This is a genomic window from Paenibacillus wynnii, assembly GCF_000757885.1.
GTDB classification, from domain to species: Bacteria; Bacillota; Bacilli; order Paenibacillales; family Paenibacillaceae; genus Paenibacillus_AQ; species Paenibacillus_AQ wynnii.
This window is the reverse complement of sequence record NZ_JQCR01000002.1, coordinates 1289010-1306417: the sequence shown is the minus strand read 5'-3', so window position 1 is coordinate 1306417 and position 17408 is coordinate 1289010. Positions and strand designations below refer to the sequence as shown.

General features: G+C 45.3%; 20 protein-coding genes. 18 read left to right on the top strand and 2 right to left on the bottom strand.

Going from position 1 to position 17408, the window contains the following annotated elements; genetic code table 11:
* Positions 1-22 precede the first annotated feature (22 nt).
* The 6 genes from PWYN_RS08435 (at position 23) to corA (ending at position 5599) form a co-directional block, all read left to right on the top strand.
* On the top strand, positions 23-835 hold the full coding sequence (locus tag PWYN_RS08435; protein WP_036650349.1) for a glutamate ABC transporter substrate-binding protein: 813 nt from the start codon (positions 23-25) through the stop codon (positions 833-835).
* Positions 836-981: 146 nt separating this feature from the next.
* Positions 982-1632: an amino acid ABC transporter permease gene (locus PWYN_RS08430; RefSeq protein ID WP_036650348.1), complete on the top strand. Its 651-nt coding sequence runs from the start codon at positions 982-984 to the stop codon at positions 1630-1632.
* A gap of 24 nt (positions 1633-1656) precedes the next feature.
* On the top strand, positions 1657-2307 hold the full coding sequence (locus PWYN_RS08425) for an amino acid ABC transporter permease (protein WP_036650346.1): 651 nt from the start codon (positions 1657-1659) through the stop codon (positions 2305-2307).
* An 80-nt stretch (positions 2308-2387) separates the two neighbouring features.
* On the top strand, positions 2388-3677 hold the full coding sequence (locus tag PWYN_RS08420) for an ATP-binding protein (RefSeq protein WP_036650344.1): 1290 nt from the start codon (positions 2388-2390) through the stop codon (positions 3675-3677).
* 2 nt (positions 3678-3679) lie between these two features.
* Positions 3680-4582, top strand: a complete 903-nt coding sequence (locus PWYN_RS08415; protein WP_036650342.1) for a response regulator — start codon at positions 3680-3682, stop codon at positions 4580-4582.
* A gap of 57 nt (positions 4583-4639) precedes the next feature.
* A complete protein-coding gene (gene corA, locus PWYN_RS08410; protein ID WP_036650340.1) occupies positions 4640-5599 on the top strand; it encodes a magnesium/cobalt transporter CorA in 960 nt (319 codons plus the stop codon).
* Positions 5600-5621: 22 nt separating this feature from the next.
* Here corA and PWYN_RS08405 read toward each other — a convergent pair whose 3' ends face one another.
* Positions 5622-6185, bottom strand: a complete 564-nt coding sequence (locus PWYN_RS08405) for a hypothetical protein (protein WP_036650337.1) — start codon at positions 6183-6185, stop codon at positions 5622-5624.
* Between the two features lie 429 nt (positions 6186-6614).
* On the opposite strand from PWYN_RS08405, the gene PWYN_RS08400 reads away from it, so the two are divergent.
* The 4 genes from PWYN_RS08400 (at position 6615) to rlmD (ending at position 10842) form a co-directional block, all read left to right on the top strand.
* Entirely contained in the window at positions 6615-6905 is a 291-nt protein-coding gene (locus tag PWYN_RS08400) for a YerC/YecD family TrpR-related protein (protein WP_019913624.1), read from the top strand.
* Position 6906: 1 nt separating this feature from the next.
* On the top strand, positions 6907-7671 hold the full coding sequence (locus tag PWYN_RS08395) for a sirohydrochlorin chelatase (protein WP_036650335.1): 765 nt from the start codon (positions 6907-6909) through the stop codon (positions 7669-7671).
* A 232-nt stretch (positions 7672-7903) separates the two neighbouring features.
* Positions 7904-8794 carry a diacylglycerol kinase gene (locus PWYN_RS08390; protein WP_036650334.1) on the top strand — a complete coding sequence of 297 codons (891 nt, stop codon included), beginning with the start codon at positions 7904-7906 and terminating at the stop codon, positions 8792-8794.
* Positions 8795-9354: 560 nt separating this feature from the next.
* A complete protein-coding gene (gene rlmD, locus PWYN_RS08385; protein WP_036650333.1) occupies positions 9355-10842 on the top strand; it encodes a 23S rRNA (uracil(1939)-C(5))-methyltransferase RlmD in 1488 nt (495 codons plus the stop codon).
* A gap of 193 nt (positions 10843-11035) precedes the next feature.
* On the opposite strand, the gene PWYN_RS08380 is transcribed toward rlmD, so the two are convergent.
* Complete coding sequence (locus PWYN_RS08380) at positions 11036-11521, bottom strand: tyrosine-type recombinase/integrase (protein ID WP_052087840.1); 486 nt, start codon at positions 11519-11521, stop codon at positions 11036-11038.
* A gap of 432 nt (positions 11522-11953) precedes the next feature.
* Here PWYN_RS08380 and PWYN_RS08375 point away from each other — a divergent pair, with 432 nt between their 5' ends.
* The 8 genes from PWYN_RS08375 to PWYN_RS08345 all read left to right on the top strand — a co-directional run bounded on the left by PWYN_RS08375 (position 11954) and on the right by PWYN_RS08345 (position 17024).
* Positions 11954-12226 (top strand): hypothetical protein, encoded by a 273-nt coding sequence (locus PWYN_RS08375; RefSeq protein ID WP_036650329.1) that lies wholly within the window; start codon positions 11954-11956, stop codon positions 12224-12226.
* A 28-nt stretch (positions 12227-12254) separates the two neighbouring features.
* Positions 12255-12542, top strand: coding sequence for a hypothetical protein (locus PWYN_RS08370; RefSeq protein WP_036650326.1), 288 nt, complete (start codon positions 12255-12257; stop codon positions 12540-12542).
* Between the two features lie 46 nt (positions 12543-12588).
* On the top strand, positions 12589-12738 hold the full coding sequence (locus PWYN_RS29175; protein WP_157261113.1) for a hypothetical protein: 150 nt from the start codon (positions 12589-12591) through the stop codon (positions 12736-12738).
* Positions 12739-13014: 276 nt separating this feature from the next.
* Entirely contained in the window at positions 13015-13977 is a 963-nt protein-coding gene (locus PWYN_RS08365; RefSeq protein ID WP_036650325.1) for a helix-turn-helix transcriptional regulator, read from the top strand.
* A 113-nt stretch (positions 13978-14090) separates the two neighbouring features.
* Positions 14091-14717 (top strand): type 1 glutamine amidotransferase family protein, encoded by a 627-nt coding sequence (locus PWYN_RS08360; RefSeq protein ID WP_036650323.1) that lies wholly within the window; start codon positions 14091-14093, stop codon positions 14715-14717.
* A gap of 325 nt (positions 14718-15042) precedes the next feature.
* A complete protein-coding gene (locus tag PWYN_RS08355) occupies positions 15043-15519 on the top strand; it encodes an S-layer homology domain-containing protein (RefSeq protein ID WP_036650321.1) in 477 nt (158 codons plus the stop codon).
* Positions 15520-15692: 173 nt separating this feature from the next.
* Positions 15693-15983 carry a DUF2642 domain-containing protein gene (locus PWYN_RS08350; RefSeq protein WP_240479760.1) on the top strand — a complete coding sequence of 97 codons (291 nt, stop codon included), beginning with the start codon at positions 15693-15695 and terminating at the stop codon, positions 15981-15983.
* 438 nt (positions 15984-16421) lie between these two features.
* Positions 16422-17024, top strand: a complete 603-nt coding sequence (locus PWYN_RS08345; protein ID WP_036650319.1) for a hypothetical protein — start codon at positions 16422-16424, stop codon at positions 17022-17024.
* Positions 17025-17408 lie beyond the last annotated feature (384 nt).

Here is a 17408-nt window from a genome sequence, read left to right as displayed (position 1 = left end):
AAGGATCAGGGAGGAACTACAAATGAAATTGTCCAAAATGGGAAAACTGCTTAGTGTCATGATGGTTGTGTCGTTACTTGTAATTGCCGGCTGTGGAAACAAAGATAACGCTGCAAGCTCAGATGCCGTCTCTAAGATTAAAGAACATGGAAAACTGGTTGTTGGCGTGAAGTTTGACACGAAGCTTTTCGGATTAAAGGACCCTGCATCCGGTGATGTACAAGGTTTTGATATCGACATCTCGAAGGCTATTGCTAAGCATATTCTAGGTGACGAGAATGCCATTGAACTTAAAGAAGTAACTTCCAAGACTCGTATTCCTATGTTGAATAACGGTGAAATTGATATGGTTGTCGCTACAATGACTATTACAGAAGAGCGCAAGAAGGAAGTTGATTTCTCAGAGGTATACTTCCAAGCTGGACAATCGCTGTTGGTGAAAAAGGGCAGCCCGATTACAGGAATTGACGATGTAACCAAAGATACAACGATTCTTGGATCGAAGGGTGCAACTTCCATCAAGAATATTAAAGAAAAAGTAGAAGGCATTAAAGTTCTTGAGTTTGATAACTACCAAGATGCATTCAGTGCACTTAAAGCCGGCAAAGGCGATGCACTTACTACTGACGATGCTATTCTATACGGTATGGCTGCGCAAGATCCTGGTTATGAAGTTGTAGGTGAACCGTTCACCGATGAGCCATACGGTATTGCGATGCAAAAAGGCAATGCTGAAGTAGTTAAAGCAGTTAATGATACACTGGCTGAACTGAAAGCGAATGGCGAATATGATAAGATTTACGAAAAATGGATTGGTAAAGCTCCAGCTAAATAAACCATTTCTAAAGTTGTCATAGCGATTCATGCAATATCAGCGAAAGGATGGAACGGGTTATTCCGCCGGCCATCCTTTCGTGTTTGTCTGTAAGGGTATGAACGGATAATAACATTTTTAATTCTTAAGGAAAGTGGGTGACATCTATGGAATTCTCGATTTTAACAGACTATTTCAGCATCTATTTGGAAGGCTTTTATGGTACTGTCTTGTCTAGTGTAATCGCACTGGTATGCAGCTTCCTCTTAGGATCTATTATTGCTGTATTCCGCATCTCTTCCGTGAAAGGGCTGCGATGGTTCGGAACAAGTTTCGTTGAGTTTGTCCGTAACATTCCGCTGCTTCTCGTTGTATATATTTTCTACTACGGACCATCGGCTCTTGGGCTCTCACTTGAAGGGTTCACAGCTGGAACTATTGGTCTAACAGTGTATACCTCAGCCTTCATTGCAGAAGCTATTCGAGCTGGAATTATGGCGGTTCCCAAAGGTCAAATGGAGGCGGCACGTTCCTCCGGACTGAATTATTTTCAGACGATGGTACACATTATATTGCCTCAGGCGATCAAACTGGTAATTCCTCCACTGGGCAATCAGTTTATTAATCTGATTAAGAATTCGTCGGTACTGACGCTCGTAGCCGGTATGGACCTGATGTATTTTGCGGATATTGTCTCTACAGAGACGTATCGTACATTCGACACCTATATTTTTGTAGCCGTATTCTATCTGGTGCTGACACTGCCCCTTAGCTATGGAATCAGAGTGTGGGAGCGCAGATTACAGCGTAAATATTAATTATAAAGTGGAAGGAGGGGTAATATGGATTTCGCTGGTGCATACTCCGCCGATAATTTGAAATTCCTGTTGGATGGATTATATATAACATTAATTGTGGCCTTTGCGGCCATTGTTCTGAGCTTTGTGCTTGGCTGTATTATCGGTGTGGTTCGGTATACGAAGGTTCCTGTGCTCTCGCAATTGATGTTCCTGTTTGTTGAGTTGATCCGTAACTTACCGCTGTTGCTGATTATATTCTTCATTCGCTTCGCACTACCGGAAGTGGGTATTAGAATGGGGTTGATTACGGCAGCTATCGCAGGTCTAACCATCTTTGAGGCTGCTATGATTGCAGAAATTGTACGCGGAGGATTAACCTCTATTGATAAAGGTCAGATTGAAGCGGCACGTTCCTCCGGTCTTAGCAACTTCCAGACCCTTTGGCATATCGTTCTGCCTCAAGGACTGCGCCGTATGGTTCCCCCTTTGGTGAGCCAGTTCATTTCGTTGTTAAAAGATACATCGCTAGCGGTAGTGATTTCGTTGCCAGAGCTGATGCATAATGCCGGTATAGTCATCGGTCACGGGTACACCTATACAATTCCTACGTTGCTGCTCGTTGCGGTCGTATATTTTACAGTTAATTTCATGCTGTCCCTTGTATCCAGACGTTTGGAGACCAAAAGTATTTAACCCGTAGTATACTTATTCGTTTGAAATCCCTCCGTATTATGATAGTATAATCATCAACATCTCTAGGTAGGAGCCGTTTGATGATGGGTACATCTTTAATGAAACATAAATATATACAGATTCTGATGGTTTCCGTGGGTACAGCTGTAGCCGGGGAGTTCAAAATCAATCCGTTCAACGGGGATATCTTCAGAATCGGCCTGGGCAGCAGTGCATTTCTGCTGTTTTTGCTTTTAATGAGGCATCTTCCGTATATAACCACAGGTATAGCTACCGGTGTGTTTGTTCTTCTGTTTCGTACTAGCCTAGACTTAGTAGCAGGTGAAGGAATGGATATTAGCCAGATTATGGGCAGGCATTGCTCGGCAATGGTTTATTATATTGTTTTTGCATCGGGTATGGCTCTTATAAAGACGAGGCTCGACACCTTCCATCCGCTAGTGCTTGGAGGGGTGGCGGCGGCTATTGATCTAGTCTCCAATGAAATGGAACTTTTGACCCGCTTAGTAGTGCTAGGGACGCCTTCCTTCCACCTCAATGAATGGACTTTTTTGATGGCGATCGCTATGCTGCGGACTTATTTCACTACAGGTATATACAGCAGTATTTCGGTCAGTCAAATGCGTATCGTGCAAAAGGAACAGAAGCGGCGGATTGAGCAAATGCTCGGATTTGGCTCAGGATTGTACGGAGAAGTATTTTATCTAAAAAAATCCATCGACACCTTGGAGAACGTAACCTTGAACAGCTACGATTTGTATCGCAGCCTTAAGGACGAAGGCCATCAGCCGCAGAGCCGCCAGGTGTTGGACATCACACAGCAAATTCATGAGGTGAAAAAGGATTCACAGCGTATTCTTGCAGGTCTGGTGAAGCTGGTCGACCGTGAGGTTACCGGCGATATGCCGCTGTCCGGAATCCTCCTTTTTACGGTCAAGAGCAATACAAAGTATGCCGAAATGCTGGGTAAACAAATCGTCTTTCATTATCAAATAACCTCCGATTATACCACTGCTAATTACATTCCCCTGCTAACTCTGTTGAATAACCTAACCGCCAATGCGGTTGAAGCTATTAAGGAAAAAGGAACCGTTTCTCTAGATGTTTATGAAAAAGGTGATCTCACTGTATTCACGGTTACCGATAGTGGCCAAGGGGTGAAGGATCGCGATCGTGAACTGTTATTTGAGCCGGGATTTACCACTAAATTCGATGATGAGGGTGTAGCGGCTACAGGGATTGGGCTCTCGCATGTGCGTGATATCGTCGAAGTTTTTCAAGGTGAAGTTACCGTGGGTACCGCTCCATATACAGGCGGGGCTTTGTTTCAGATCTTAATTCCTACAGTAATGCTGAGAAAGGAGGAATAGAGATGCCGCTTTCTTTCTGTATAGTGGATGATGATGGAAGTGCCAGAAGAATGCTGCAGTATATTATCGAAGACAGCGGAATTGGTGAAGTGATCGGGATGGCGGATTGCGGTCAGGACGGCGTCCGTTTAATTTTAAGTGAGCGCCCGGACATTGTACTGATGGATCTGCTCATGCCGGACCAGGATGGGATTGAGACCATTAATACGCTTCAGGCTCAGGGCTGCCGGTCCAAATTCGTTATGATCTCCCAAATCGAAAACGGGGATATGGTGGGACGAGCCTACCGGAGCGGAATTGAGTTCTTCATACGTAAGCCGATAAACCGGATCGAAGTGGAGGCTGTGCTACATAAGGTAAATGAGCGCTACGCTATCAACCGCTATCTGGACGAGATCAAGTCCAGCCTGGAGAAGCTGGAAGGGCTGCAGTTTGGCGCCGCTCCTCTGCCGGTGGTCAAACGTACCGTACGGGAGATTTTGCAGCCGATATTGATGAATCTGGGGATGATTGGGGAGAGCGGGAGCCGTGACATTATCGGAATTATGGAGGTCCTGTCGAACCGTGAGGATACCGGAAGTCTGCCGCCGCTCAAAGAATTGTATGAAATGGCAGCTAGAACCTATAAGGAAAACCCGAGTGACATCGCTAAGGAAAGCAAAGCCATCGAACAACGGCTTCGGCGTGCGTTATCAGCGGGTCTAACCAATCTTGCTTCAATCGGACTGACGGATTATGGCAATCCCAAGTTTGAACATTATGCTCCGCTTTATTTTGACTTCGAAGAAGTACGCCTGAAAATGAAGGAAATCGAGCAGGGCAAGGAAACCGGCAAAGTGAAAGTCAATATTAAGAAGTTTCTTCAGGTGTTGTATTTGGAGCTCCAAGAGGGAATGGGTCGATAGAGGAATTAATTGCCCAGAGCGCATAGAGCAAGTACTGATGAGGTGGAGGGGTCTTATATGATACGCACGCTTGCAGTAACACATAAGGGAGAGGTGCTGACCGGGCTACCGCTCCAGAGCATTCGTGTGGAGAACTACGCCTGGATATGGGCAGACTTTGTAATGCCTACACCGGAGGAAACATTGCTGCTGGATAACTATTTTCATTTTCACCATTTGGCGATTGAGGATTGCATGCATCTGCTGCAGCTGCCGAAGCTGGATTACTACCAGGATGTGCAGTTCTTTGTACTGCATGCACTGAATGCTGAGACATTGGATGCTGAAGAGGTTGACCTGTTTCTGAATAAAAATTTTCTGGTATCTTATCATCATCAAGAGAAGTCGGAGATGGACGAAGCTTGGGAACAGGTGCAGAGTGAAATTCACAGCCGCAAAGGCTGGTCAGGCGGACCGATGGCTGCTGCCTATAGAATCATGGACAAGCTGGTGGATAAGTATTTCCCCAGTCTCTATGGCATTGAGGACGAGCTTGCCGATCTGGAAAGCCGGGGCAGCAGTGAATCGGTAGAGGAACTGATGAGCCAGGTATTCGATGTACGCGGACGCCTGTTGAAGTTGCGGCGAACCATTGTGCCGATGCGTGATCTTATGTACCGAATTGTCAACTCGCAGCATGTCCAGAGCAACGGGGAGGAACGGATCTACTTCGGCGATATTTACGATCATCTGCTGAAGCTGACCGATATGATTGAGGCCGACCGTGAAATGACTGCCGATTTGCGGGATAGCTACATCTCCCTCAATTCGAATCGAATGAACTCTATAATGAAAACACTCACCGTAATTACGACGGTATTCATGCCGCTGACATTGATAGCCGGGATCTACGGCATGAACTTCCGGGTAATGCCGGAGCTGGACTGGAAATATGGATACTTCGTCATATTGCTGCTTATGCTGGTGCTTGGTGGAGGCATGTTCCGGTGGTTCCGGCGGAGCGGATGGTTTAAATAGTGCTAAAAGAGAAAAGGCGCCGCTATTTGCGGCGCCTTTTACTATTGGCCGGGCTTGAGCGGCGGCGATTGGTGGGAGTGGATTTACGGCGCTGATTGGGGCGTCTTTTTTTACGTCGAGCGGGACTGTAAAGCGCTGCATCCTCTTCGGCTGCCAATGATCCATTCTTCGATCCCTTGTTTTTGCCAAAGCTGCTCATCACGAGCTTAACCATGGGAGCCATTTGCTGAAAGCTTTGCATGACCTTCTGTACCTTACCCATAGAGCTGACGATGCCGTCGATCCCGCCCATTCGATCAATGAAGCCTTTGATCTGCTCGATATTGGCCGCGTTCCCAAGACCGCCGAGTCCACCCAGACTTCCTAGGCTTCCAAGAAGCCCCCCCGCTTTGGCCGCTGAGGCTTCAACAGGGACAGCTAGAGCGGTCTCGGCAACTTCGCCTGCTCCGTAGGAAGAGTACAATCCGCCGGCTCCAGGGGGTGGAACTTGCACGTATGGACTGATACCGGGATAGGGTGATGTATTGTACGGTTCGGCCAGCGAACGCTGGTTACGGCGGGAATGATTATAGTAATGATCAGGCATAATATCACATTCCTTCGTTATTGGTTTACTATACTGTATGTCATAGGCGAACATAACGTATGGACGAATGCCCGGGTGCTTAGGGATAGGAGCGGAAAAGGGCGTATGCCCATAATGGCGTATGAAAGTGAATAAACCGTGTCCAGGCTTGATTTTCGGCGCTTTTGTAGTACTATAGGGAAGGCAGTTGATGTTGACACAGAAAGGAAGGTTCTTAAAAATTTAAGCATAATTTTGTCCTCCCACGGTGGACATTTGTCCGTGATTTTCGGACTTTACTGCGTGAAACCGTTAATGCTTGAAAAAAGCGCTCCAGTACAATATAGTAGAGGCAATAGTCACATTCCGTTTATGCTTCCAAAAAGCAGTTTTGTACGAAGCTTAATGAGAGATGCTAATGCTGACAGAACTTTTAGGGGATGATTATTTATGCAGCTTAAGAAGCTGAATGATAAAAGTATCGATCAATTATTTGAGGCTATTCTAACTTTGAAAAATATGGAAGAATGTTATGTGTTCTTCGATGATCTATGTACCGTTAATGAGATCCAATCACTCTCGCAGCGTCTTGAAGTTGCACGTATGCTGGGTAAAGGGTCCACCTATAACCAAATTGAAGCTGAAACAGGAGCAAGTACGGCTACCATTTCACGCGTGAAACGTTGCCTGAACTATGGCAATGACGGTTACAAACTAACACTTGAACGGTTGGGACGATAGAATGAAGCCGGGCATACTCATTATTAGTCATGGCTCCAGGGATACAGCTTGGGTCACGATTGTAGAGGAAGCCGTAAGCAGCTTAACGCTGCGGGAAGAGATTCCCGTGGCTATTTCTTTTTTAGAGCTGGTAGAAGGTCGATTGATTCAAGACGGAGTGGATAAGTTGGAACAAGCAGGGGTCACAGACATTATGGTGATCCCCTTGTTTGTGTCTTCCGGGAGCACGCATGTCGATGAGATAGAGTATGCTCTGGGGGCTAAGCCGGAACCGGAGCGGGAGACGGATTTGGAGCTTTTCACGGTCAAAGCACGAGTTCATTACGGCTATCCAGTGGATGATGACCCGGATATTGCTATTATGGTATGGGACAAGCTTCGTGAGGTGTCCGAAGACCCGGCGAAGGAGACCATCTTACTGGTTGGACACGGAAGTATTCACGACGGGTTCCGCCAGCGCTGGCAGGCAGGTATTACATCGCTAGCCAAGCGTGTACGTGAGGTGAGCGGTGTTGCTGCGGCCGATTACGCTCTGCTGAACCCGGACAATGTGCGGAGCAAGGTGGAGTATTGGCGGGAACAGGGTCACGATGTACTGCTTGCACCGCTCTTCCTGAGTGAGGGATACTTCACCAAGGTTGTGATCCCTGAGAAGCTTGAAGGGCTGACCTACCGATATTCCGGTCGCACTTTACTGCCTCACCCGCTGCTTCCGCACTGGATCGAGAGACAGGTGGAAATTCTGTTGGAACGTATACGGGGTTAGGAATAGACGCAGCTTTCACCTAAAGTGATGGCGTCCATAGTGGTTTTTATAGCCGCTCCTGCATACACATATGTATAGTGTTTTAGACGATTTTGAGATTAGTTGAGGCGGGGTTGCTTACTGCTGCTGAGATATATTCGTACTCTTTTGCCGCCAACATTGATTGTAGGGTCTGGAATTGGTTATAATCAGTTAGGTTATTAATATAAAAAAACAGGTGGCGTTCCGGTAAATGAAAACTGCGAGATTGATTTATAATCCCACTTCTGGACGGGAAGAAATGAAGAAGCGGCTCGCCGATATTTTGGACCGGCTGGATATAGGAGGCATTGAGGCCTCTTGCCATGCAACGAGCGGAGAAGGCGATGCAACGGCAGCGGCGGCGGATGCCGTAGAACGTGGATACGATTTGATTATAGCGGCCGGTGGCGACGGTACCCTGAACGAGGTTATCAACGGGATGGCAGAGAAACCTAATCTTCCACCGCTCGGCGTTTTGCCTCTCGGTACCACTAATGATTTCGCACGGGCAATGGGCATCCCGAAGAACTGGGAGGATTCCTGCGATCTGATTCTGCGTCAGGAGTCGCGTCTTATCGATTTGGGCAAAGCCAATGATCGTTATTTCATCAATATTGCCGGAGGCGGAAGCCTGACCGACCTAACATATGAAGTACCCAGTAGGCAGAAGACTATGCTCGGACAGCTTGCTTACTACTTAAAAGGCATCGAGAAAATGGCCAGTCTTTCCCCGACAGAACTCGTTATTCGAGCGAACGGACAAGAGCTTATCCATGACGAATTCATGCTGTTTCTTATCGCCAATACTAACTCTGTGGGCGGCTTCGAGAAGCTTGCACCAGATGCCCGTATCGACGACGGCCTATTCGACGTCATTGCGGTTAAGAAATGCAACCTCGCAGAGTTCATCCGCTTAGTGCGACTAACCATAAGTGGAGCACATCTGAAGGATAAGAAGGTCGTGTATTTCCGCACCGATGCGATGGAGGTTACCTCCCCCGGTCATGTCCAGTTGAACCTGGATGGTGAACTGGGCGGCACCCTGCCGGGACAATTCCGGATTCTGCCGCAGCATTTACGGATTTTTGCTCAGAATATGTGAGTGGAGTGAGGGGAAGTTCTCCAACCACCAACCGTATGTTGGAACTTATCGAATGTGTTGGTAGGAGTAGGCAGGGTCAGCTGTGAGTGGGTGATATGCGCCTACCAAGGCTGGTTTTCTGCGTGGTAACTGAAGTAACTAATGTGTTGAGGACCTCGTGGAGGAGCTTCTGAGACGGTTTATATGAGGGAAAGATGTACCTGAGGATGGTAAGGCAGGGAGGTTACCGTGAGAGCAGCTTACAGAAAGGTTACGCGGGTCATTTAGCTGAGAAATATTCAGTTTGATAGCCCCATGCAGCTTACTATGGCCTATTTAGAGGGAAATTTTGCTGCTAATTTGCTGATTTAGCCTCCATTTATTGATTTAAGGGGAAAAGTTACCGCTAATTCATCTTTTTTCCCTCATTCACCCTCCTTTTACAACACAAACTCCCGATTAGATGGATTTTTTCCACTTAAATTCTTCAAATGGTATGAGTAGATGAAATTAACTGGAGAAAATCCATCTAAATAAATTTGTATTAACAATGAAACAATGAAAGAAGTGACTTCTAACTAATGACTAGACACCGCAGCGGCCGCAACACCAGTCGCCGGGACGGCACGGCCCCTATCGCCGGACTGCCTGTGAATAAAAATGACGAAGTTGTGCTCGATATCATCGGCATGACACATGAAGGCGAAGGGGTGGGCCGCGTAGAAGGCTTTACCCTATTTGTGCAGGGTGCACTGCCCGGAGAGAAGGTCCAGGCTAAGGTACTCAAGACCAAGAAACAATACGGCTACGCCAAGCTGCTGAAGATCGTTAAGGCCAGCAGCGACCGCATAGGGCCGCCCTGTCCCATCTACGATCAATGCGGCGGCTGCCAGCTGCAGCATATGGACTACAACGCCCAGCTGGCGTGGAAACGGCAGCTGGTGGTGGATAACTTGGAGCGGATTGGGAAGCTGACGGTTGCTGGGAATGATGAGGGTGGAAGTGACGGGCTGAATGATGGGCAAGACGGTAGACCGAGCGCAGGCATTCTTGTTCGCCCTACCCTGGGTATGGACGAGCCTTGGCGTTATCGCAATAAGGCACAGGTGCCTATCGGTGTAACCGATGGCGGCCTCGTTGGCGGCTTTTACGCTCGTGGCAGCCACCGGATCGTAGACATGGAGACCTGTTTGATCCAACATGAACATAATGATGCAGTCGTAGCTGCCGTAAAGAGCATCGGCCGCGATCTCGACATTTCTGCTTATAATGAAGAAACCGGCCGCGGCCTGCTGCGTCATGTCGTAGTGAAAAAAGCCTTCCGCACCGGAGAAATGATGCTGGTGCTGGTGACCAACGGGCGAGACATCCCGCATCTGGACGCCTGGATCGGCAGCATCCGCGAGCAGCTCCCGCAGGTAGCGAGTATATGCCACAACGTCAATACGAAGCAGACTAACGTTATTTTTGGCGATGACACCCGCACACTCTGGGGCAGAGATGTAATCTATGACTACATCGGTGATGTGCAATTCGCGATCTCTGCGCGCTCTTTTTATCAGGTGAATCCTGCCCAAACAGAGGTTCTTTATGGCAAGACTGTGGAGTATGCAGGGCTTACAGGTAAAGAGACGGTAATCGACGCCTATTGCGGCATCGGGACCATTTCGCTATTTCTAGCTCAGCATGCTGAGAAGGTGTACGGGGTGGAGATTGTGCGCGAAGCGATTGAGGATGCCCGTGCGAATGCAGTGCTGAATGAGATGAAGAATGTAGTGTTCGAGGTCGGAGCGTCTGAGGACGTAATTCCTAAGTGGAAAGAGCAGGGGATTACGGCGGATGTGATCGTAGTAGATCCGCCACGTAAGGGCTGCGATCCGAGGTTACTGGAGACCATTTTACAGATGAAGCCGGAGCGGGTTGTGTATGTGTCGTGCAATCCATCTACGCTGGCTAGGGATTTAAGAGTGCTGGAGGATGGTGGGTACAGAACAGTGGAGGTGACTCCGGTGGATATGTTTCCGCATACGGTGCATATCGAATCAGTCGCATTACTGGAGCTTAAATAGTACAGTGGAGGGAAGCGGTGCGTATCAAGGGTTCTTGCGATGATACAGAGGTGTAGAAGTTAGTGGAACAGTGAGTCTAATTGTACATTGGTGCAAATGTGGTGCAAAAAGTCAAGATAATCGCCAGTAAATAAATATAATTCGACATAAAAGAACGTAAGAAGGCGCTCGGGAATCACTCCTTGAAGCGTCTTTATTTTTGCGCTTTTGCCTTTTTGGAAAACAGTGAGTCCAGCGTATCAGCTGCAGCTTGGTCAGCAGACTGGAGCGCATTGCCGTAAATATTCATTGTTGTGGTGATATTCCCGTGACCCAGCCGCTCAAAAATGATATTAGCATGAATGCCTTGATTAATGAGCAGCGTGGCCGAGGTATGGCGCAGATCGTGGAAGCGGATATATCGCATGTTGTTCTTCTGGATAAATTGACGGAACCATAGATACGGACGCTCATGATGGAATGGGGATCCGTCCGGATGACAGAATATGAAATGCCACTCCCTGCCTTCTTGATCCCGGCCGTTCCATGCGTCCCCCAACATGTCCCGCTCCTTTTTTCTATAGGCGTAATAATCCCGCAGCTCCTCCAGTACTGAAGCTGGTAATGAGACCTTTCGCGTTAGTTTATGGAATAAGAACGTGCTGGCAAATTCACTTCTTAAAAAGGAGTTGGAAAGCATCAGCCACACGACACCACAGGCAGCAGTGCTAGCGCAAGAAAAACTAATCTCACGGGTTTCGGAAAAAGATAGTCCCCTAAATAAAGTGATATTTAAAACATTAATAGAGAGGTGAAGACCATGCCAGTTTCCAGGCTAACGGTCTCCCTCCATTTTTCAAGCTGAAGGATGTGAAGAGTAAGATTAACAATATTATTCGTGAGTTAAATCATTTTTTGGTCATCTCGACACCCTAAATATAAATGAATTGAATGCAGAAGTTATTGTCGGGAAGAGCATTACAGAAGACAAAATTGCAGCTGGGACCATCTCTGCTGGCACAGCTCAGGACTGTGGGCGGTGGGTTTGTAAAGTGGGTCGGAACTGAATTCATTCTCACAGTCAAAATTTAATGGTATACTTATCCCAAAATCTAGCAATAGGGGTGCAATCATGAAGAAGATTGGAGTGCTACTTGTTGGGATAGTCATTGGTGCTGGACTTACACTCTCACCTCAAATATATGGTGCCGGAGCGAAACTGCTTGGTGCTAAGGTAGACAAAACGTTGGAAATTAAATTGAACGGAACTTCCATAGGGCAGGGTGCAGTGATCGACGGCACAAGTTATCTTCCGGTAAGAGCCGCAGCAAATGCCCTGGGACTGGAGGTAAGTGTGGACAGTAAACAAGTCAACCTTGAGGGAAAATTAAAGCGAAGAAAATAGCAAACTCGCTCAAGAACAGCAAGTTGAAATGGACAAAGCGACTACTATTAACAACCTTACAAAGGCAATTGAGGTTTCTAAGAAGAAGATTGCGGGCTTGGAATCAGCAATTGCTAGTGGTGAAAGAGTTGTTTATGATGCTTGGGCTGCTTTTGAAATTGTAAACAATAACACTAAAACTTCTGATGAGCTGAAAGCTGAACGTAAGCTAATATTTAACAGCTCTGTCGCTGCTTTAGACACGAACAAAGCTACGCTTGCTGAAGAGCAACAGAAGCTCGCTGATTTAGAAGCGAAGCTGGCCGAACTGGGATAATGACATCTGGAAAAAGAAGCAGTACGAATCTAATTATTGTGGGAGCGTGGAAAATTCTACACTCAAGACTTACAATCCGCAGGCCAGGTGGCCGGTACACCAAAAGACCAACGACATTATTAAGCTGCTGCAGGCTGTGGAGAATCAGAAACCAGAGCATTACCTTGATGTGAAACTTGATGTGAAACCACACTAAAAGCTGCTAGCATAACACACGCCGCATAAATAATCCTGCATTCTTTTTGGTTTCCCAGCACTATAACAGAATCCCTAATAATGGGATGGTTACCCGCATAAGGTGCATGTGAAGTGTGTAATATTGATGGAACGAAAAAGAGATGTGACAGTACCGCTCAAGGAAGTTAAAAGATAGGCAAGCGATTCGCGATGCTATTAATTTAGTGCGATCCTTGAGAAGATAAAAAAGATATTATAAAATATTGAGATTTAATAAAAGATGAGGGTTTATGTTATGCCAAAAAACGATAATATGCTGGCAATTCTTTGGATGCTGAATACGGGTGTGAAATTGACTGCAAAACAAATATCCGAAAAGTTAGAAATAAATATAAGGACAGTTTATCGGTATATTGATGCACTATGTGCCAGTGGAGTGCCTATAATATCCGACACAGGTCATAATGGCGGGTATAGCTTGCTGAATAATTTTATCAGAGCACCTCTGCTATTTGATATTGAGGAAAAAAAGGCACTCCTTCATGCTGCTGTTTTTGCAAAAGAAGCCGGATACCCTTTGAGTGAGGCATTAGGCAATGCAACATCCAAATTGAAAATGTATTCGAATCAGGAGCAGGAAAGTATACTTAGCCGTCATTTAGCCGGATTTGAAGTAATAAACCGTATGGGAGACCCTTCTGTTCAGCCGGTATTGGCGGAATTGGAGCAGGCTGTAGCAAACGAATTCTCTGTAGAAATTGATTATCGCACAAGGCAGGATGAACAACCCAAGAATAGGGTGATAGACCCCTATGGAATGGTTTACTGGAACAATAAATGGTATACTGTTGCATTTTGCCACCTAAGGAATGAGATTCGCAGCTTTCGAGCAGAACGGATTCTACAAATCAAGCGTACTCAAAACATATTTAAGCGTTCCGAAGCATTTTCGGCCCGTGAATTTTTTATGCAAAATCTGTTACCAGATTTAGCGGGCAAGGACGGGTTAATTTCTTTAATTATCGGAGGCAGATCAGAGGCATTGGATGACTTATGCCTGCATTGGTTTTTGGGGCATCATCTGAAAGAGCGGACATCAAATCAAGCAATCTTTTTACTTGAGGGAAAATCAATTCATACATATGTCCCTAATTTTCTCCTATCCTACGGGAAATCCATTCAAGTAATCGAACCACAGAGTTTGAAGGGAAAACTTGTTGCTGTTGCGTCGGAGTTAATGGAATACTATCAACTTTAATAGCTTCACTGACAGCAGATGTCAGTGAAGCTATTTTATAATGATGATAATCATTGATTACCGATGAATGGTTGGTATCACTTGATGAATTGTAAAATAAGGAGAACTTGCCAATGAATAATACGGTATATCTTTATGTGTTTGACACAATGTCAGACTGGGAAATAGGTTACTTAACTGCCGAACTGAACTCGGGAAGATATTATAAAAAAGGGCTGGCCCCATCAAAAATAGTTACCGTGGGAATTGAAAAAACTCCTGTGACTACAATGGGCGGATTGAAAATACTGCCTGACATCAAACTGGATGAGTGCAGCATTGAAAGCACAGATCTATTGATTTTACCCGGTGGAGATACATGGACAGAAACCATTCACCAACCCATCTTAAAAATCGCCCAGAGGTGTTTAAAGGAAGGTATATTAGTTGCAGCGATTTGTGGTGCTACAATGGCACTTGCCCAGACAGGATTGCTGAATTCACGTTGGCATACAAGCAATGATCTGGAATACCTTAAAATGATCTGTCCCACTTACACGGGCGAAAAGTATTACAAAATGGAGTCTGCTGTAACTGATGGAAAACTGATCACTGCATCTGGAATAGCTCCGTTGGAATTTTCTGTTCACGTCTTGAGAGCTCTGGGTGTGTTTTCTTCAAAAACAATAGATGCCTGGTATAGTCTTAATAAGTCTCATGAATCCAAATATTTCTATGAGTTGATGAATTCAATCCAATGAAGGTATAAGCACACAAGTCATGTGGAGTGTGTGGCGCAGTTAGTGCGAAAGTGTAGCCCCATAATAAACTCGTAGCATTAATAATTAAGTCGCTACTACCCGACGGCACTCAGTTATAATAAAGTCTTTACTCTATATCCCCCAAGCCTGCCCCATCAACGATTAGGGAGAAAAAGGAGTATTAAATCTTAATTATTACTGGAGAAAATCGTGATTTGTAGCAAGACTTTATTTTAACGGGCAACGGTGGAATGCGGGTTTGAAGGTGAGAAGTAGTAGTGAGTTTATTATTACTAGACAAAAGGACAAGTAAATCGGAGTTGTATTGGCGGAAACACCAGCACCTACAGCAACGCCTAAATCATTCTACAATGAAAAGGTTAATATTGATGTAATCAAAGCTCTAGTGGAAAAAGCAAACTCTGCACCTGAAGTAGTATTCAAGGATGTACCTAAAGATTCCCCAACAGCTAAAACAATCGAATTAGCGGCTAGACTTGGGATCGTTAAGGGGCATGCAGATGGGTCATTCAAACCGAATCAAAGTATCTCTAGAGCGGAAATAGTGTATATGCTTTCAAAAGTAATGAACACATCATCAGCTTCAAATCCAACTAAGTTCAATGATATTGCGGGTAGTTGGGCAGAAGATGCAATTCATAGATTATCGGATAATGGTATTATAAATGGTGCAGGTGACGGTTCATTTAATCCTAACGCTAAGGCTACTAGATCAGAGTCGTTACTCATGATCCTGCGCTTGCTGAATGTTAGTCTTGGTCATTCACTTGACATAGATTAGGGCGTAATGAACATTATAAATTTTGCGAAATAACTTGCCGCCAAGGCCCTACTCGGTCTTGGTGGCATTTTTTTTGTCTATTCAAGGCATGTATATATTGAGAACTATTCCGTGGGTGGGCACATACACTGGTTTTGAATGAATAACACAATGGAGGGATTCAATTGAATAATATGGTTCCATCATCTGTAATGCCTCAAATGTCGATGGGCATGAACCAGCCGATGCACCCGATGCCGAATATGCAACAGCCGATTCAGGTCGTCGTCATCGAGCCTTACGTATACGCAGCCGTACGCAGTCTGATCGGAAAAAGAGCGGTTCTCGATACGGTTCGGGGATCAGTGAGCGGTATGGTGGTTGACGCAAAGCCGGATCATGTCGTGATTAAAGAAAGGGATTCTACCTTCTTCGTTCGCTTGTGCGAGGTTGTCTGGATCATGCCGGATACCGGTAAATATTGATCAAAGAAACAACAGTCTGATATCCGCAAAAATTTTGGTTGTTAAATTATTGTTATTAGGACACATCGTATTATATTGACTGAGCACTCGACACATGTGGAGTCGGGGGCTTTGTTGGTGAGAGCTGGTACAGATTAAAAACGTTGGTAGTACAAATAGTGGAGAATAGACTTGATGTAAATTCGATGTAAAAATTCACCGAATTTCAGCCTAAATGAAAAGAAGACACCAGGAAACATCTGTGCGTCTTCTTTTGTTGTGCTTGTGCAAAATCAGATGTAAATATCGATTTGAGTGATACTCTCTACAATCCAATGATTTATACTTTGAATTGTTCCCAGTAACATTACTGGATTAAATAGAGGGGAGGGTGCCAGCCAGTTATATGATCGATATGGTTTAAAAGGTACATATGCCACCAAGGAGGATGACCCAAATTTGATTAAAACTTTTAACAATGCCATGGACCTGTATCAAGATGGATTTTTTAAGATTGACAAGATCGAACAAACGGAGAATCGGTTGTATCTGACCTTATCCTTGTATAAGGAGGCTCTTGGCCAAACTGCAGGAAGATACCAGCAATGGTTGCTTACGTGCAGCGAGGTCAAGGAGAGCAGCATCAATCTCCAGGACACCTTTTTTTATGTAGAGCTTCAACAAGAACATCTGGCATTGTTTAAATACCAGAAGCCCTTCTTCATGATTATGGGCCCCGAACACATTTACAAAAATGAAATCATTTATGGAAAACTTTTCGTCGAAATTCAATCGTTTGCACTAAAATATGGCTCGAAAAAGTTCGCCAATGAGTTTATGCCTGATTTGGATGCGTTCTCAGATCAGCTCGTCTATCTCTGCAATGGCCCCCAAGAAATCTTGGATATCTACTCACGGGTCTTAGTGGCTGAATCACTCCAAGTAACGGCATTGCCGCATCGGCAGATTTACAGCGACAACGGCCGGGAACAAATTTTATTATTCGGCGACTCTTCCTACATTGTAGCGGAGAATTTCGAGGCGACCGCAATAGAGCTTTAACAATTACATACAAACCCATAATGGGTTAACGAAATTGCATTATACTATTACATCAAAAAGTTGTTTTCTGATTACGAAGTTTTGCAGCATGGAAGGCCTGGATTTTTAGGACAGCAACATTTAGATGTTTATATACCCGATCTACAAATAGCTTTTGAATATCAAGGAATACATCATAGTAAGCCTGTAGACCTTTTTGGTGGAGAAGAGGCATTTGTAAAAAAAAGAACGAGATGAAAGAAGAAGACTGTTATACACGTTGTGCTTTGAATGATGGGGCCGTAGTTGATTTTACTTATTATTTCGATAAACAGGTTGGTTGCTTAAGGCACATCGTATAAGATTTGTTCCCAGTGAGCACTCGACACATGTGGAGTCGGTGGC

Excerpts from the sequence above, each read along its gene's own strand:
- PWYN_RS08435 (WP_036650349.1), top strand. The coding sequence starts at position 23 with ATGAAATTGTCCAAAATGGGAAAACTGCTTAGTGTCATGATGGTTGTG.
- PWYN_RS08430 (WP_036650348.1), top strand. The coding sequence starts at position 982 with ATGGAATTCTCGATTTTAACAGACTATTTCAGCATCTATTTGGAAGGC.
- PWYN_RS08425 (WP_036650346.1), top strand. The coding sequence starts at position 1,657 with ATGGATTTCGCTGGTGCATACTCCGCCGATAATTTGAAATTCCTGTTG.
- PWYN_RS08420 (WP_036650344.1), top strand. The coding sequence starts at position 2,388 with ATGATGGGTACATCTTTAATGAAACATAAATATATACAGATTCTGATG.
- PWYN_RS08415 (WP_036650342.1), top strand. The coding sequence starts at position 3,680 with ATGCCGCTTTCTTTCTGTATAGTGGATGATGATGGAAGTGCCAGAAGA.
- corA (WP_036650340.1), top strand. The coding sequence starts at position 4,640 with ATGATACGCACGCTTGCAGTAACACATAAGGGAGAGGTGCTGACCGGG.
- PWYN_RS08405 (WP_036650337.1), bottom strand. The coding sequence starts at position 6,185 with ATGCCTGATCATTACTATAATCATTCCCGCCGTAACCAGCGTTCGCTG.
- PWYN_RS08400 (WP_019913624.1), top strand. The coding sequence starts at position 6,615 with ATGCAGCTTAAGAAGCTGAATGATAAAAGTATCGATCAATTATTTGAG.
- PWYN_RS08395 (WP_036650335.1), top strand. The coding sequence starts at position 6,907 with ATGAAGCCGGGCATACTCATTATTAGTCATGGCTCCAGGGATACAGCT.
- PWYN_RS08390 (WP_036650334.1), top strand. The coding sequence starts at position 7,904 with ATGAAAACTGCGAGATTGATTTATAATCCCACTTCTGGACGGGAAGAA.
- rlmD (WP_036650333.1), top strand. The coding sequence starts at position 9,355 with ATGACTAGACACCGCAGCGGCCGCAACACCAGTCGCCGGGACGGCACG.
- PWYN_RS08380 (WP_052087840.1), bottom strand. The coding sequence starts at position 11,521 with ATGCTTTCCAACTCCTTTTTAAGAAGTGAATTTGCCAGCACGTTCTTA.
- PWYN_RS08375 (WP_036650329.1), top strand. The coding sequence starts at position 11,954 with ATGAAGAAGATTGGAGTGCTACTTGTTGGGATAGTCATTGGTGCTGGA.
- PWYN_RS08370 (WP_036650326.1), top strand. The coding sequence starts at position 12,255 with ATGGACAAAGCGACTACTATTAACAACCTTACAAAGGCAATTGAGGTT.
- PWYN_RS08365 (WP_036650325.1), top strand. The coding sequence starts at position 13,015 with ATGCCAAAAAACGATAATATGCTGGCAATTCTTTGGATGCTGAATACG.
- PWYN_RS08360 (WP_036650323.1), top strand. The coding sequence starts at position 14,091 with ATGAATAATACGGTATATCTTTATGTGTTTGACACAATGTCAGACTGG.
- PWYN_RS08350 (WP_240479760.1), top strand. The coding sequence starts at position 15,693 with ATGGTTCCATCATCTGTAATGCCTCAAATGTCGATGGGCATGAACCAG.